Here is a 17564-nt window from a genome sequence, read left to right as displayed (position 1 = left end):
ATACATTTTTCGAAAAGTTAGATACTTACTGCACTGCCTTTCTGTTAATATCTGAAATCCAGGCATTTTTATTTTCCTGGGGCTGATCGGTTGCCGTAATATCTAACGTTCCTCCATCCATGATCTCTTTTTGAGTGATCCAGTTGCGATCCAGCTTTTTACCGTTTAAACTTACTTCTTTGATGTATAGATTCTTATCCGAGAAATTCTGAACTTTAATATTCAGACTTTTACCATTCTCCCAGTTAAACGTCACTGTTTCAAACAGCGGTACGTTCAGGTAATACACAGGCCAGCCAACACATGCAGGTGAAATACCCGCAGCAGTAAGTACAAACCATGCAGACATGGCTCCTGCATCGTCATCCATCGTGCGGATATAAGCTTTATCTGTATTTTTATAGATGCGGTCGACAAACGGATCTATACCCCTGCTGTTGTCATTAAAGTAATATTGTACCACCGTATCTACTGCGTAGTTGTGCATCAGTTTTTGAGACTTCCAGGCTTGTGGAGTTGTATTGTACATCAATGGCACCTGCAAATCAGGTTCATTAGCGTGGTTATACAGGTCATTTTTGAAGAAATAATCCAGCTGTTCCAGATAGGTCTTCTCACCTCCGATCAGTTCTGTTAAACCCTTTACATCAAACGGCACGAACCACCTGTACTGCCATATCGTCCCCTGATAAAGCTTGCGTGCCTGCATTCTGTCTACGTCAGACTTAGTGATGTCTTTAAAGTCCTTGTTCCAGTAGTTTTTATACTCCAGCGCTTTTTGCTTGTATTTATCAGCAGCATCCTTTTTGCCCATTATACTCAGTATCTCAGAAAGCGCCCAGGCATCGTAAGATGATTCTAATGCTTTATCAGGCGCTCCATAATCCAGATGGTCGACTTCTTTAATCAGAGAGTCTATGATCTTTCCGGTGTTTATTTTATAACCCTTTCTTATGGCGTCCAGCACAACTACTACCGCATGTTCTGTCCTTACTGTTGGCGAAGGCTCAAATTTAGTTGCATAGTCCTTTTTGCCATAGGTGTAAAGATTGGCAATAGACCCGGCTATGTCCTGGTATCTTTCGGGATAGGCAATTGAAAGTAAAGGCAGCTGCGTTCTGTAATTGTCCCATATGGCCCAGCCGTTATATTTTATACCTTCTGCTTTTTGGGTAGACCCATCTATTGCTTTATAGGTTCCGTCAATTTCAGAAATCTGATAAGGAGATTGGATGGTGCGGTAAAGAAGTGAATAAAACAACTTTTCTCTTTCTTTATCGCCCTTTACCACAATACGGTTCAGGTGGCTATTCCAACCCCGCTTACTTTCTTCCTTCAGCTGGTCAAAACTAAGCTTACTAAGCGTTCTTTTCGCATAGTCAATACTGGTAGACGAAAAACTCACTTTAATCTCCAACTCTGTATCTGCGGCATTGGGAACAGCATTGAATTTATGATCGCCAGCAGACTGGAATTTTACCGGCTTGCTAAATTCAATGAGATAATAGATGCGATAAACACCAGCGCCACATGTCGTTTTTGAAGCAATCATACCGGTTATGGCATTGTTTTGTACTTGATGTTCTTCAGCAACGAATGCCCCGTTAAAAGCGTATCCCAAATCAATAGCAAAACCTTTTTCGCCCTGCGGCATGCGGTAACGGTGCATACCCTGGTTTTTATAAACAACCATTTCAGCTGTCATCTTATTTTCAAATCCCACACTGTAGTATCCCGGAGATGCCTGTTCTTTTGATTTTATCAACTCCCCTTTAGCGGGATCATTTCCCAGGTAAGGTTTAATCATCAGGTTTCCCCCACTCCCAGTGCAACCCACCCCTTCAAAGCGATTGTGAGTAAAGCCCAGAAATTGCTTAGCTGAGTGCTCATAACCTGCATGTAGATTTGGGTAGGTTTGCGGACCAATACTCAGCATACTAAAAGGATAACTGGCTGCCGGCGACAATTGTCCGTGGTCGCCGGATGAGCCTAGAAAGACATTTACATCGGAAGTCAAGTCTCTTGAGTTTTTCTTGAATTTAGTTTTTGATGGCTCTTGCGCGAAGGTAAACTGGGAAGTAATGATTAAAAAAAAGAGTGCAAAATATTTCATATCTGTTATTGAATACTGAAGCAATTTAACGTTTTAGTTTTAAATCAAAGGCGATTTGTGCTCGAAGTAAAAAACTTAATGTTGTGTTCACCATCATATAAAAATGTGTTAATCTTTGGAAAACAATTTAAAGGTTGATGGATCAGCGACAAGCTCATCGTCAAGTTCGCTCCGTCTGCTGAAGTCAACTTTTACAAGTGCTGTTATTCTGGGTGAAACTTTATTATTTGAATGGTGTACGTGCATGACATACTGATAATTACCGGACTTATCTTTGAACAAGTCGCCATGGCCTGTCCCATTTAACCCAATATTTGACCTGCTGATGAATGGGCTTCCGGAATGTTTCTTCCACGGGCCCATCGGCGAATTTGAAGTGGCATAGCCAACTGCATAATCTTTGCTTCTGAAGTCATTTGCCGAATAAATGAGGTAATAAAGTTTATTGCGCTTAATCACAGTGGGACCTTCCGTAACCGGCCAACCGGTATTTTCTGTATTCTCCCATTTTTCAATTCCAGAAATGCATTCTATAGCTCTTTCAGTTGTGATATCTGAAAGGTCTTTCTTCATTTTGACAACAAAAATCCTGTTTCCCTGCTGTAGCTTTACGTGATAAAGGTATGGCGTACCGTCAGTATCGAAATAGATAAATGGATCTATTTGATTTCCTGTTCTGGATAATGGCTTCAATACCTTTTGTTTAAACGGACCCAGCGGGCTATTACTTGTCGCTACGGCAATCTGCTCATTGGCCGTGTAAGATATATAATAAGTTCCTTTATGCTTAAACACCTGAGGGGCCCAAAAGCCCTTGGTGCCATAAGACTCTCCTTTGCTTAGCGCATAACCCTTGTTGTGCCCCACCGGTCCGGTCCATTTTTTAAGGTCTGTCGACTGATATACCATAAAACCATTTTCTCCTCCTGTACCATAGAGGTAATAAATACCTTTATCCAGAAAAATCGTAGGATCTGCCAGAAGAATTTCATCAGATGGTTTCAGTGAAGAAGCAGCTAAAAAAATGACAGGTATGACGATGATCCATACCTGTCGCAATATGTTATTTCTAAACATCAGGTTTTATTTATTAAAACCAAGATAATGGATTAATTAACCAAATAAAAAGAAAGCAATGATCAGGGTGACAATAATATTAAAACCCTGAGCAATTAAAAATGCATAGAAAGGTGTCTTACTATTTCTGCTGAAAAGATCTTTAAAGTTAGTTTCCAAGCCTATACTGGTAAAGGCGAGGGCAAACCAAAGACCCTGGAGGTTCTTAAGACTGCCTTTAACTGCTGCATTTGTTTCCGGAGAAACAAAGAAAGAGAATAACAATGATGCGCCTATAAATCCGATCACAAATTTAGGGAAACGCTCCCAGATTACTTTTAATGTAGGTTTTGATGCCGTATCTTTACCGGCAGGATGTTGTGTGTAAGTCCAGTATACTGAAATTGCAAAAGCTGCAATCCCCAGCAACACATTCTGAGAAAATTTAACGATGGTACTGATCTTTAAAGCTTCCTCTCCTACCAGTGTACCTGATGCCACTACAGCACCTGTGGTATCTATACTTCCTCCCAGCCATGCTCCTGTAACAGCCTGCGGGAAATTGAAATAATTCGCGATATATGGCATAAAAATCATCATTGGGATGGCTGTAATGAGCACCATTGATATGACGTAGGACAGCTTTTTAGAATCTCCCTTGATGGCTCCTGAAGTGGCAATAGCTGCTGAAACTCCGCATATAGATACTGCGCTGGAAATCATCATAGTCAGCTCCTCATCCACCTTCAGTTTCTTGCACAGCCAGAATGCAAAATACCAAACCGACAGTACCACAACCAACGCCTGAACCAGGCCTAGTGAACCCGCTTTTAAAATGTCGGAAAAGATGACGCTCGTACCGAGCAATACCAAACCAATCTTCACAAACAACTCTGTAGACAGAGAAGATTTGAACCATTCTGGCAATTTGAAAAAATTGCCTATGGCCAGTCCTATCGCCAAACTAAAAATCACAGCTTCGAGATTTAAGGCTTTGACCTGACTGTTGCCGGCGATAACGAGCGCGACTATGGTGAGAATATATACAAACGGAAAGGTAAATAATGCACTTCTCACTGATTTACCGGTCAAGAAGGCTCCCAGTGCAGCTATTGCAATCACAAAAAGAAATTGCAGTCCTATGATTTCAAGATTTGCCACCGACAATACGGTAGCCGATAGATCCGCAACTGTTTTCCAGCCAAAAACAGGAACAGGCAGTACGAGCCCGGAAATGGATAAAATAATGGTGAGTGCGCCGAGTATGACCACCACCCAGTCTTCATGAATACTAAATTGTTTGTTTTCAGACATTATATATTGGTTTTATTTGTGTTTCTTAATTGTCGATAATGATGGAGAAAATATCCTTTAACGCACGTTTGGCAGCATGATAACCACACATGCCATGTACTCCCCCACCTGGCGGGGTTGATGAAGAACAAATGTACAGACCCTTTGCCGAGGTACGGTAAGGTGAACTTCTAAGTGCAGGTCTCGTAAAAAGCTGACCCAGATCTATCACTCCGCCATTGATATCGCCACCGACGTAATTTGGATTATAGGCTTCAATTTCGCTGGTATCCATACTATGTTTTGCAAGAATCAATTCCCTGAAGCCAGGCGCAAAACGTTCTACCTGCTTTTCAATGATATTAGTCATGTCCTTGGTAGAACCATTGGGTACATGACAATAAGCCCAGGCGGTATGCTTTCCTTCCGGGGCTCTGGTATCATCAAATAAGCTTTGCTGGGCGAGTAAAACAAAAGGCTTGTCCACGTGCTTGCCTTGCCAGCAGCTTTTCTCCGAAAATACAATTTCTTCAATCGTATTACCTATATGCACGGTTCCGGCTCTTCGGGCTTGCTCTGCTATAAATGGAATCTGACCATCAAGCGCCCAGTCGACCTTGAACACGCCCATTCCATAACGGTACCTTTCCAGCTGCCATTTATAGATAGAAGAGAATTTATGTCCTGCAATCTTCAACAGCTGCCTTGGTGTTACATCAAAGAGTACTGTTTTGGATGAAGGCAGTTCATCCAGCGAATTGATAAATCGTCCTGTCTCAATCCTCCCACCAAGCGAAATGAAATAGGAGCTCAATGCAGTGGCGATCTGCTGGGATCCGCCTGCAGGAATCGGCCAGCCCTTGAGGTGTGCCGCCGCCATTAACACAAGACCAATAGCAGAAGTACTTAAATTTGATAATGGTTGTATGGAATGTGCCACCATCCCCGCCCAAAGCCCTTTAGCTTCTTTAGTTTTAAATTTCTTTGCCAGGTAAGTAGCCGATGTCAGCGCATTTAAACCAAATTTAGCCATAGCAAGAGGATATTTTGGGAAATGAAGCGGGCCTAAAACGTCGCCTGCAATATCCGGCCAATCCTTTACCAATGACCCTATTAGTTTAAGATAAACCTGCTCGTCTATCCCTAATGACTTAGCAGTTTCCGCCAGAGACGAACTCAATACCGCAGCACTGCCATCATCAAATGGATGGGCGGCGGCGAGATCTGGAAACTGATAGAGCAAACCATGATCACTTAGCGGTAAAGTATTGAAAAATGGCGAACCTATTGCCAGGGGATGAATGGCTGAGCAAATGTCGTGAACAAAACCCGGTAAGGTCAGCTCTGCCGAGCGCAGACCTCCGCCAATCTTGTCCTTTCCCTCAATGATCAGCACCGAAAGTCCGGCCTGTTGCATGGTAATCGCAGCCGCCAGTCCATTTGGACCGGAGCCTACTACTATGGCATCAAAATCAGTTTTATTATTTTTCATTAATCGGCATCTGCAAATCGTGAAGATATGGATATTATTTAAAGAGAAATATTCTAAAATCACCTAAATGTTTTTATTCGGCTTTAAAAGCTAAGCTAAAACGCTTTTTCTTTGCATAAAAGTTGATAATATTATATCTTGGACACGCCGAACAATATTCTTTAAAAAAATTAATAAATGAAGACCCGTATCATCTTATTCTGTCTGCCGTTTTTGGCATTATCAACATTCGCACAAAAGACGCCTGAAAAAAGCACTTCAGGAAATCCGATATTCCAGGGATGGTATGCTGATCCTGAAGCAACCATTTTTGGAAAAGAATATTGGGTATACCCTACCTACTCTGCAAAATATGAAGAGCAGATCTTCATGGATGCTTTCAGTTCAAAAGACCTCGTTACCTGGAAAAAGTACCCGAATATTTTGAGTAAGGATAATATCAAATGGGCAAACAAGGCGATGTGGGCACCTTCAATTATTAAAAAAGGCAACAAATACTACTTGTTTTTTGGAGCTAATGATATTCAAAATGATAAAGAAACAGGTGGTATTGGCGTAGCAGTTTCCAATAAACCATATGGCCCTTTCAAAGACCATATTGGCAAGCCGCTGATCGATAAATTTCATAACGGCGCACAACCCATCGACCAATATGTTTTTAAAGATAAGGATGGACAGCACTACCTTTATTATGGAGGCTGGTCGCATTGTAACGTAGTTAAGCTAAGTGATGATTTTAAAAGTATTGTCCCATTCCCAGATGGTACATTGTATAAAGAGGTCACACCTAAAGGATATGTGGAAGGTCCTTTTATGTTTATCCGAAATGGCAAATACTATTTCATGTGGTCAGAAGGCGGCTGGACGGGGCCGAATTATTCGGTAGCCTATGCCATTGCCGACTCACCTCTTGGACCGTTCAACAGGATTGACAAAATCCTGAAACAAGACCCAACAATCGCGACAGGTGCAGGACATCATTCTGTCATACAAAATCCTAAAACCAAAGACTACTATATCATCTACCACCGCAGGCCATTGGGAGAAACCAATGGAAATCACCGTGCAACATGTATTGATAAAATGGAATTTGATGAAAATGGCCATATTAAACCGGTAAAGATTACCTTTGAAGGAGTAAAGGCAAACCGGTTATAAGATGTATCCTGATAATTCCCAAAGCTTAGAAGACAATGCACTTCTGCTTCAGCTAAGTGAGGGGAATAAACATGCCTTTGACATACTATATAACAAGTACTGGAAGCAGGTGTTCAATGCCGCTTACAAAAGGTTAAATAACATAGAGCAGTCGCAGGACATTGCCCAGGATGTCTTTGTACAGCTTTGGACCAGAGGATCCAAAACTCAGATAGAGAACCTGCCAGCCTACCTGTTGGTTGCCGCCCGAAATGGAGTATTTAAAAAGATGGAAAAAGAGGCAAAATATTCCGCTTTGCCTGATGTCGCGGAGCAACTGGAAAGCCCGTTTGGCGGAGCTGATTCAGGAGTACTTCATCAGGAATTTCTAATCGCATTTAATGAACTCGTTAATACACTCCCGACACAACAACGCATTATCTTTAAAATGCGTTTCGAAGAAGAACTGAGCAGTCAGCAAATCGCCGATCAACTGGAGCTATCTCCGAAAACCGTAAGAAATCAACTGGGAAAAGCGCTGTCTAGTCTGAGATCCTCGATGCTTTTAATGCATTTGCTGTTGTTTTTATATCAAGGACGCTAGATTTAACAACCTTTATTCTGAGATTTAACAACCGCTTTCCTAACGAATAGCTACGTCATCTCAAAGGCCCCGAATAAAATTAAAAATATTTTCAACCTGCATGGGCTATTTTAAAAAAGCCGACTCATGTATATATAAACCTAGCGATGAAAGACAACTACAAACAATATTTTATTGACATTTTAAGAAAATACCGGTTGGGGACAGCCTCCCCTGAAGAAGTGAATTTTCTTGAGAAATATTATGACCTTTTTAATGCAAATGAGGACTTAAGCCTTACCGATGAGGATTCTATCCGCATTAAAGACCTGATTAAAGGCAGCATTGATCAGGAACTTGAACACCATCAGCATATTAAACCTCGCAACTCCTGGCAATGGGTAAAATATGCGGCAGCAGCATCGGTTGTTCTGATGCTTTCTGTTACTCTTTTCATTTTACTAAGTCCGCGAACGGACAAAAATCATCTTACAGCCTCGGCTAATGATGTTGATCCAGGCGGCAACAAAGCCATATTAACACTGGCCAATGGAAAAAAGATAGTATTGGATGATGCTTCCAAAGGCCAAATCAGTGATCAAATCGGCATTAACATCACAAAAACAGCTGATGGACAGATCGTTTACAATGTTACGGGAGATGAAAGTATAGTTAATGAGCCTACCCAAAATACCATTTCTACTCCAAATGGAGGACAGTATACTATCGTTCTGTCAGACGGAACCAAAGTAAAACTCAATGCAGCCTCTTCCCTGACCTTCCCAAATTCCTTCCGAAAATCAGACCGCATCGTGGAACTAAAAGGGGAAGCTTATTTTGAAGTAGCCAAACAGACGGGCAAACGCTTTCAGGTACGATCTGAAGGACAAACAGTTGAAGTGTTGGGAACTAATTTTAACATCAATGCCTACACCAATGAGGATAAGATCAAGACTACCCTGCTCGAAGGATCAGTTAAAGTATTACTCGGTCAAAACAACATGATGATCAACCCTGGTCAGCAAACCCTTGCAGACCGGACAACCACTTCATTATTAAAAAAAGATATAGATCCTGAAAAAGAAGTTGCCTGGATCAATGACCAGTTTTTCTTCGACAATGATAATCTGAAGTCAGTAATGCGCGAGGTTTCCAGATGGTACGATGTAGATGTGGTTTACACTGGTAATATACCCGACAAAAAATTCTTTGGCGGCATACCCAGAAGCAGCAAATTATCTGAAGTATTTAAAATACTTGAGCTCAACAATGTACACTTTGAAATAAAAGGCAAAACCGTGAAGGTTTCCTATTCAAGCACCCCTTAAACCGAATCACCCCTAATCAACATAACCAACTAACCGATTTTTAACCAAAAACCATTCTCTGATGATCAGAAAGCTACTTATTTGCTAGGAACCACAAAAGAAAAAGCCGAAAGTATCTCACTACTTCCGGCTTAAAAAAAATGTCAGCAGCCAGATTTGAAGCCCCGGCTGCAATTGTTCACTTTATTCTATTCCAAAAGTATGAAATTAACTTTTCTTTACAACCCCGCATGCACAATGCGGAGGGTAAAGTATAAACTATTTATAGTGATGAAATTAGTTGCTATTTTATTACTGATCGGCACCATGCATTTGTCTGCCGCAAGTTATTCGCAAAATGTCAATATATCCAGGAAGAACACAAGCCTGGAAACCGTTTTCAATGACATCAAAAAACAAACCGGCTACCTGTTCTTTTACAGTGGCGATGTAAACATTAATACCCAAAAGATTAATGTAGAATTGAAGAATGTAGGCCTGGAAGAGGCACTAAAGGCAACTTTAGAACAAATGAACCTCACATTCAACATCGTCAACAAGACCATTGTCATCAGGAACCTGCCTAACAACCCCGGCAATCCGGTTAAGTTTGCCCAGATCTCTGGAAAGGTTACCGATGCAAAGACTGGAGAAATCATTCCTGGAGTATCCATTTATCTTAAAGCCAACAAGAATATCCGGTCTCAAAGTAATGACCGCGGTGAATATGTCATTAATGCCATTTCAGAAGATGTGATTGTGTTTGCGTATGTGGGTTACAAAACCAAAGAAGTAAAGGTTGGGAATAATAAAACCATCAACGTAAGCCTCGAAGAAGAAGTAAACCAGATGACTGATGTCATCATTACCGGTTACCAGACCATCAAAAAGGAAAGCTACACAGGTACGGCCATTACCATGACCGGAGCGGATCTGAAGAAAATCAACCCGCAGAACCTCCTGTCCAGCATTGGTGCTTTTGATCCTTCTTTTAAACTTCAGCAAAATAACCTTGCAGGATCAAATCCCAATCGCATTCCGAACATCAATGTGAGGGGCTCTTCTGCACTGCCAAGCGGAGATGGAGAAGTATTGAGGAGAGATGATTTTACCAGCGGGGTAAATATGCCGGTGTTTATCCTGGATGGATACGAGGTTAACGTACAGAAGATATTTGACCTTGACATCAACAGGGTAGAAACAGCCACCTTGCTAAAAGACGCAGCGGCAACGGCCATCTATGGTTCACGTGCGGCAAATGGGGTCTTGGTGGTCACCACAAGGGCGCCAAGAGAAGGTAAACTGCGTGTGGACTACAACTATGAACTGAATGTGACGGGCGCTGACCTTTCTGATTATGATGTATTGAACGCCAGAGAAAAAATGGAATACGAGGTTCTGGCAGGACTTTATGATGGTGGTAAGCAAGGTATGTCCCAGGACCTGCTGAATGAACTTTATTACCACAGGTATGCAAATGTTGTTGGCGGTGTAAATACCTACTGGTTGTCGCAGCCGGTACGCACTACCGCCGGTCAGAAACATTCGGTAAGTCTGGACGGTGGTTCCAATGCGTTCCGTTATGGAGTCGATCTTCGTTACCAGACCCGTCCGGGTGTCATGAAAGGTTCTTCCAGAGACCAATACTCAGGGGGTATGAACTTTATGTACAACCTGAATAAGTTCCAGTTTAGAAATGACCTCTCTATAACCCAGGTAACAGCAACCGAATCTCCTTATGGCGACTTCAAAAACTATGTAAGAATGAATCCCTACTTCCCTATGCAGGACGCTTATGGAAGATATTCGCAGGTAATAGATTCATGGGAAAAACAGGATAGGTCCAAGACTCTTGTATTTAACCCGCTTTTCGACGCCCAGTTGAGCAGCTTCAACAAATCGGCTTATACTGAGATCATTGACAATCTTTCTGCGGAACTTGAGCTGGTAAAAGACCTGAAGCTAAGGGCGCAAATGAGTTTGACCAGCCGTTCTAACAACGATGACATCTTCACTTCGCCGCTTGCCAACAAGTTTTATGACTATACCACCGACAAAGCAGATGAGAAAGGTGAGTATTTCAACGGTCAGAGAAAAGAATTGATCTGGGATGGTACCTTAAGAATGACCTGGCTGAAACAACTTGGCGGAAGCTATATCAACTTCGTAGGCGGTGTGAACGTGAGGAGTGAGTTAAAAGATTCCAAAGACTTTACAGCCATAGGGTTTGCAAACGACAGATTTACCAGTATTGGCTTTGCCAAGGGGTATGCTGAGGACGGAAAGCCCAACAGTAAAAAAGAAGAAACCAGGTTATTCGGATCTTTCCTGAGTGCCAACTATTCATTCAAAAATAAATACCTGCTGGATGCTACCGTAAGAGTTGACGGTTCTTCGAGATTCGGAGTAGACAATAAATTAGCACCTTTCTGGTCGCTGGGACTGGGCTGGAACCTGCACAACGAGCCATTCCTGCAAGGCAACAGCGTGATCAGCCAGTTGCGTTTAAGGGCTTCTACCGGACTAACCGGCTCTGTTGAGTTCTCCCCTTACCTGTCAAGGACTACCTATAAATACAACACTGGCAACTGGTACTCGTCAGGTATTGGCGCCGTTGTAGACAACTACGGCAACGAAAACCTTTCCTGGCAGAAGACGAGGATGACAGACATCAGTATTGATCTTGGTTTGTTTAAAGACCGCCTGACCATCACCCCTAAAGTATACAGAAAATTCACTAAGGACATCCTCGCAGATGTTACCCTCCCTCCTTCCACAGGATTCCTTTCTTACAAAGAAAACCTTGGAGATATGGAAAACACGGGCGCCGAGCTGAACCTGAGATGGGAAGCCATCCGCAGCAAAGACCTGAATGTGAGTTTCTTTGGCAATTTTGTATCCAACAGAAACAAAATCCTGAGGATTTCTAATGCACTAAAAAAATACGAAGACAAAGCCGATGACCTGCAATCAGAGAAACCGGAAAATGGAGGGTTCAGAGGAATACCATTGCTGAGGTACAGAGAAGGTCAGTCGATCAATACCATTTACGGTGTACCATCTCTGGGTATAGATCCGGAAAATGGACGTGAATTGTATGTAAAGCGTGACGGCACCCTGACGTACGACTACGACAAGAGAGATATTGTGCCTATCGGAAATGCAGATTCTAAGCTGGATGGCTCTTTCGGAACCAACATATACTACAAGCGTTTCAACCTGTCGGCCAACTTCAGGACCTATTTTGGAGGCGACATGTATAACCTGACACTCGTTGAGAGGGTAGAAAATGCTGATCCTAAATATAATGTTGACAGAAGGGTATTTGAAGAGAAGTGGAAACAATCCGGAGACCTGAGTTTCTACAAGAACATTGCTGACATAGGTACAACAGAGGTCAACTCCAGATTTATCCAGAGGGATAACATGCTGAACCTGGAGACACTGGCTTTGTCGTACGATCTGGATCAGAAATATGCGAAACGACTTTTGATGACTAACCTGACTTTCACATTGACTGCCAATGACGTGTTGCGCTGGTCGTCCGTGAAACAGGAAAGAGGAATTGATTATCCCTTTGCCAGAAGTATCACATTTGGTTTAAGAGCAGGATTTTAGGAATGATTAAAGATATTTTAAAATATAAAAATATGAACAAGAAGTTATTAATCGGATTGTTTTTGCTTACAGGATTGCTCTCCTCCTGCAAAAAATGGCTGGAACTACAGCCAGAATCTGAGATTGCTGCTCCGGTATTGTTCTCTACCGAAAACGGCTTTATGGATGCAATCAACGGAATATACAACCGTGCTAATGTATCCGAACTTTATGGTGCTGAGCTAACCTTCGGAACAATGGAGGCACTGGCGCAAAATTACTCCATGCGTGAAGACCAACAGGATTACAGACAAACCACCCTGTACAATTATAAACATGGCAGGTTTATCGAGAGAAAAGATAAAATCTGGGCGGGCTTATACAGTGCCATCGTAAACTGCAACCTGGTACTGAAAAATGTAGATGAGAAAAAGAATATTTTCACCGGAGCAAATTATGAGATTGTAAAAGGTGAAGCACTTGCACTACGTGCATACTTCCATTTTGACCTGCTGCGTCTCTTCGCTCCTTCGTATCTCAGTAATCCTACCGCACAGGGCATCCCCTATGCTTCCAGATACACCAAGGACCCAACACCGATGAGCAATGTTTCTGAAACCATTGCACTGATCCTTAAAGATCTGGAAGAAGCAAAACGCTTGCTGACCAGCGATCCCATCCGCAGCGCGGGTTACAAAGTAGGATACCCTACTGTAACAGATACTACGATCACCACAGAATTGAATTCCGCATCGCTGTTCCTTCAAAACAGAAGGCACCGTCTGAACTATTATGCGGTTTGCGGCACGCTGGCCAGGGTATATCTTTATAAAAATGACAAGGCCAATGCATTGGTCAACGCCAAAGAAGTCATTGATGCTAAAAAATTCCCATGGACATTAAGTACTGATTTTGGCGCATTTGATGAGGCAAAGAAAGACCGCATCCTCTATAAAGAGCTGGTATTTGGCTGGTACATCCCCGGTATGGCAAAAGATGTCAAAGATTGGTGGTTCCGCACCGGCACCTATGGCTTTCACCTCATTGAAGACGCTGCAGATTTCATCTATGAAAAACAAACTGCCGGCTCAATGGACTCACGCTATAAATATTTCCTTTCCAAAAATTCTGTGCAGGGAAATTCTCCATTTTTTGAGATCTTAAAGTACCGCAGAAATCCACTGAGTGAAACTGCAACAGCAAACCTGCATTACCTGATGGCACCTGCCATTCGTTTCAGCGAAATGTATTACATCGCTGCAGAAGCTACTTACCCTACCGATCCTGCAAAAGCTTATGACTACCTGAACCAGGTACGTTCGGCACGTGATATTGGTGATAAACTTCCAGTAAGTAATCAGCAGGAAGATTTTCTGAAGGAACTGATTAAGGATGTGAGAAAAGAGACCATTGCCGAAGGACAGCTGTTTTATATGTACAAGCGACTAAACAGAGGCATTGTAGGGCAAACAGGAACGATTATCCCGGCATCGAACAATATTTTCGTGCTGCCCTTACCAAACGACGAATTGGTTTACGGAGGCAGATAAACAATGTTATACTTTAAAAAAGAAATTATGAAACCATATATCATCATATTGCTTGCAGTGATTTCCTTCGCTTCCTGTAAAAAGGCAGAGGAGATGAAGTTTGAGCATGCAGCCAATGTCTACTTTGACCTCAGGAACGGAGACCGGGACAGTATTGTAAGAACATTTGCTTACACGCCTACCATCCCACAGGATACGGTATGGCTGGCAGCACGCCTTTCCGGCATACGAACAGATTTAGCAAGAACATTTACTGCAAGAATCGAAACCGACAGCTCTACAGCGAAACCGGAATTGCACTATGAAGCACTGAAGCCAAACTACAGTATACCAGCGGGAAAAGGCGTTGGTTATATTCCCCTGGTGATCTATAATAAAGATAAGAAATTGGAAAACAGCGCAGTATCCATAATCGTGAAGCTAACCGGCACCAGCGATCTGGGGATTGAAAACCCATACATCATCAGAGCCAAGGTAGTATTCTCTGCAAAGCTGGAAAAACCGCACTGGTGGGATACCTGGCCTTTGCCGCCATATTCGAGGACCAAGCACGAATTGTTTATCCTGGTGACGGGACAAACGTCTATGTCGACCGACGGATTGGATGCACCTAAAAACCTCTACTATGTAGGATTGCTGAGCACCATGCTGAACAATCCTTTTAACTGGGTAACCAGAAATCCGCTGAAAAAATATGTCCTGGAAGAAGTAACGCCTGGAAATACGAACAGCTATTATTTCTACAACACCAACAATCCTGCAAAGAAAACTTTGCTTAGGAAGAACACACAGAATGGTAAATATTATTTTATAGACGAAAACGGCAATGAAGTCATTTAACAAAATAAACATAGCTATTAGAAAATTACTGGCACTGGCGGTGCTTGTATTTTCGCTTTCCGCCTGTCATAAAGATCTGGGCAACTACGATATCGACATGCCCGTAGACCCACAGGTAACTTCGCTTGATACGCTCTATACAGCAACGGTAGGCGATAGCCTGAAAATAGATCCAAAAGTAAAAGGCCCTTCAGGTGCTCAACTGGAACTTTCATGGAAAATAAGCGTGATGGAGGGAACAGATGTAACCTACGTAGGCCCCGTGATGAAGATCATCTTCGGACTGCAGGCACAGAGATATTCGGGACTTTTGACAGTACACAACAAAACAAACGGGATGAAATACTTTCATAAGTTTATGGTGCAGGGTGCTACAGAATTCAATGCAGGAACCAGTATTTTGAGTGTAGAGAACGGGGTTACACAATTCTCCTTCCTGAAACCCGACGGCACCCTTCAGGCACGTCTTTACAAGGCCATGCAAGGTAAAGATCTACCCCCTAACCCTACCAACCTGTTCCTCCTAAGGAACAAAAACACAGGCGGAACATTGCTTGGGTATTGGATCATCACCAAAAATGCAGGCATCAGGTTACAATCCAATACCATGATGGAAGAAGAAAAATACCCTCAGACCTTAAAAGACAATTTCTTTACCCCGCCGGATAATCTGGAAGTAGGCTCGGTAGTTGCGCATTCTCAGGGTGTAATGATGGGTGTTATCAACGGGAAGTTTTATGGTGGTACTACAAGTACCTGGGATCAGGCAGCAACCTATGGTATGTTTGGATTGCCTGCAGAGGGCGATTATGAACTTGCACCTTCATTTGCAATGGCAGAAACCGGTCCGGGCACCTATTTTATCGTGTTTGATAAAAACAAAAGACAGTTTCAAAGGATCAACCTGTACGGCGCTCCTGCCTACTTTGGAACACAATACTCTGTCAGCAGCACAACGATATTCGACCCCATGAACGTAGGTATGGATCTGGTAAAACTGATCCAGTTGAACAATGCCGACTGTTTCGCCTATATGAAACATACAGACGGTAAGATTTACGAATTGAAATTCAACGTGCAGTTTACCGGGCCTTTTACCTTCACCCCGCAGCATAAGCGTGAATTTATTCGTCAGGACCTGATCACTGCCGATACCAAATGGCAGGGTGCTAAAAATGGGGTAATCTATATTGCTTCAGGCAATAAGGTGGTTATTTACAACCCTATCAATCAGGAAGTAAGGGATGTCACTACAAATTTCGGAGGCAAGTCCATCACGATGCTGAAACTCTCAGAAGATGAAAAAACATTAATGGTGGGAACCGAGGGAACCATTTGGTTTACCAATATCAACACTGGTGAATATGGTTCATTTATTAAAAAAATTGAAGGTATCCCTGGTAATCCTATGGATATGGCCATCAGATAAGCAACACACATATGAAATTAAAATTCTTAATACTTGCTGCACTTTCACCGATCGTTGCAGCCGCTCAAAAACCCAATTTTACCATTAGTGGTAAAATTGGAAACTTAAATAAACCCGCAAAGATCTATCTGGATTACGGTTCTGATGGCAGTGGAAAATCAGATTCTTGTGAACTGGTAAACGGTACTTTCAAATTTACCGGATACATTGCAAACATCGCTTCCGGCCGGATGACGCTCTCACGTGAGGGCATCAGAGATAAGGAAATCTATGGCACTGGCGGTCTGGGCGATGTCATTTACCCAAGCTTTGGAAAGGAAAACATACAGATTAATTCTGCTGATTCTCTCTACAATGCGAAATGGACAGGTTCTAAAGTTTATGATGAATCTATCGCTTTTATCAAAGCCGTGGGTCCGCCGGTAATGACCATACACCACAATGCTAATTTTATACTAAGTCATGCCACTCCTGAGCAAAAAAAGGACACCTTGTTTTTCAAGGCACTGGATAAACAGGTAAACGATATGCAGGCTTCGAGAAGGGCAAAGATTCTGGAATTTGCCGGTAAAAACCCGAACTCCTACTTTGCCATGCACAGCCTGTCTGAAGCAAATTATCGCAATAAGCCGGAAGTGATCTTAGCTGTATTTAATAAGATGAGCGAGAAGCTACGTTTGTCTTACGATGGACAAAGCTTATACAAGCTACTTAATGCAGATAAGGTTACTGCGATCGGTTCAGCTGCGCCAAACTTCACACAAAAAGATGTGAATGGAAAACCGGTATCACTATCGGACTATAAAGGCAAATACGTACTGGTAGAATTCTGGGCGAGCTGGTGTTCACCATGCCGTGCAGAAAGCCCGAATCTGTTGAAGCAATATGCCATTTACAAAGACAAAGGCTTTGAGATTCTGGGTGTTTCTGTAGATAGTGATAAGGCCAAATGGCTGGAAGCGATCAAGAAAGACGGACTGACCTGGACACAGGTATCCGACCTGAAGGGCTGGGAAAGTGAAGCCCGTAAAGTTTACGGCATATCTGGTGTACCAGCTAATTTTCTGATCAGCCCTGATGGCAAGATTGTAGGTGCTCATCTGATGGGAGAAGTACTGAATAAAAAACTGAACGAATTGTTGAACTAAAAGTAATCAGAATAAAGGG

The 17564-nt window shown here is 42.5% G+C and carries 12 protein-coding genes; 8 read left to right on the top strand and 4 right to left on the bottom strand.

All coding sequences use genetic code 11. The features are described from left to right. Window positions 1-25: 25 nt before the first annotated feature. From FA047_RS03180 to FA047_RS03165, 4 genes are all read right to left on the bottom strand, one after another. On the bottom strand, window positions 26-2113 hold the full coding sequence (locus FA047_RS03180; RefSeq protein WP_136834526.1) for a glycoside hydrolase domain-containing protein: 2088 nt from the start codon (window positions 2111-2113) through the stop codon (window positions 26-28). A gap of 108 nt (window positions 2114-2221) precedes the next feature. After that, window positions 2222-3190, bottom strand: a complete 969-nt coding sequence (locus FA047_RS03175) for a glycoside hydrolase family 43 protein (RefSeq protein ID WP_136834525.1) — start codon at window positions 3188-3190, stop codon at window positions 2222-2224. Between the two features lie 36 nt (window positions 3191-3226). Continuing rightward, the gene (locus tag FA047_RS03170) at window positions 3227-4483 is read right to left on the bottom strand and encodes a YeiH family protein (protein ID WP_136834524.1); all 1257 of its coding nucleotides are present in this window, start codon (window positions 4481-4483) and stop codon (window positions 3227-3229) included. Between the two features lie 25 nt (window positions 4484-4508). Continuing rightward, on the bottom strand, window positions 4509-5954 hold the full coding sequence (locus FA047_RS03165) for a phytoene desaturase family protein (protein WP_136834523.1): 1446 nt from the start codon (window positions 5952-5954) through the stop codon (window positions 4509-4511). Between the two features lie 177 nt (window positions 5955-6131). Here FA047_RS03165 and FA047_RS03160 point away from each other — a divergent pair, with 177 nt between their 5' ends. From FA047_RS03160 to FA047_RS03125, 8 genes are all read left to right on the top strand, one after another. Next, window positions 6132-7112 (top strand): glycoside hydrolase family 43 protein, encoded by a 981-nt coding sequence (locus tag FA047_RS03160; protein WP_136834522.1) that lies wholly within the window; start codon window positions 6132-6134, stop codon window positions 7110-7112. A gap of 1 nt (window position 7113) precedes the next feature. Then, window positions 7114-7695 (top strand): RNA polymerase sigma factor, encoded by a 582-nt coding sequence (locus FA047_RS03155; RefSeq protein WP_136834521.1) that lies wholly within the window; start codon window positions 7114-7116, stop codon window positions 7693-7695. A gap of 146 nt (window positions 7696-7841) precedes the next feature. After that, window positions 7842-9002, top strand: a complete 1161-nt coding sequence (locus FA047_RS03150; protein WP_136834520.1) for a FecR family protein — start codon at window positions 7842-7844, stop codon at window positions 9000-9002. 270 nt (window positions 9003-9272) lie between these two features. Next, the gene (locus tag FA047_RS03145) at window positions 9273-12599 is read left to right on the top strand and encodes a SusC/RagA family TonB-linked outer membrane protein (protein WP_136835140.1); all 3327 of its coding nucleotides are present in this window, start codon (window positions 9273-9275) and stop codon (window positions 12597-12599) included. Window positions 12600-12631: 32 nt separating this feature from the next. Then, entirely contained in the window at window positions 12632-14128 is a 1497-nt protein-coding gene (locus FA047_RS03140; RefSeq protein ID WP_225872613.1) for a RagB/SusD family nutrient uptake outer membrane protein, read from the top strand. Between the two features lie 27 nt (window positions 14129-14155). After that, window positions 14156-14968 (top strand): DUF4843 domain-containing protein, encoded by an 813-nt coding sequence (locus tag FA047_RS03135; protein WP_169304304.1) that lies wholly within the window; start codon window positions 14156-14158, stop codon window positions 14966-14968. Beyond that, window positions 14955-16397 carry a PKD-like family lipoprotein gene (locus FA047_RS03130; protein WP_136834517.1) on the top strand — a complete coding sequence of 481 codons (1443 nt, stop codon included), beginning with the start codon at window positions 14955-14957 and terminating at the stop codon, window positions 16395-16397. Before FA047_RS03135 ends, FA047_RS03130 begins: the two co-directional genes overlap by 14 nt. 11 nt (window positions 16398-16408) lie before the next feature. Next, the gene (locus FA047_RS03125; RefSeq protein WP_136834516.1) at window positions 16409-17545 is read left to right on the top strand and encodes a TlpA disulfide reductase family protein; all 1137 of its coding nucleotides are present in this window, start codon (window positions 16409-16411) and stop codon (window positions 17543-17545) included. Window positions 17546-17564: the final 19 nt, after the last annotated feature.

It is taken from the genome of Pedobacter frigoris, assembly GCF_005116445.1.
Lineage (GTDB): Bacteria > Bacteroidota > Bacteroidia > Sphingobacteriales > Sphingobacteriaceae > Pedobacter > Pedobacter frigoris.
Note: the sequence above shows the minus strand (reverse complement) of the source record. Positions and strands in the feature narration are given on the sequence as shown.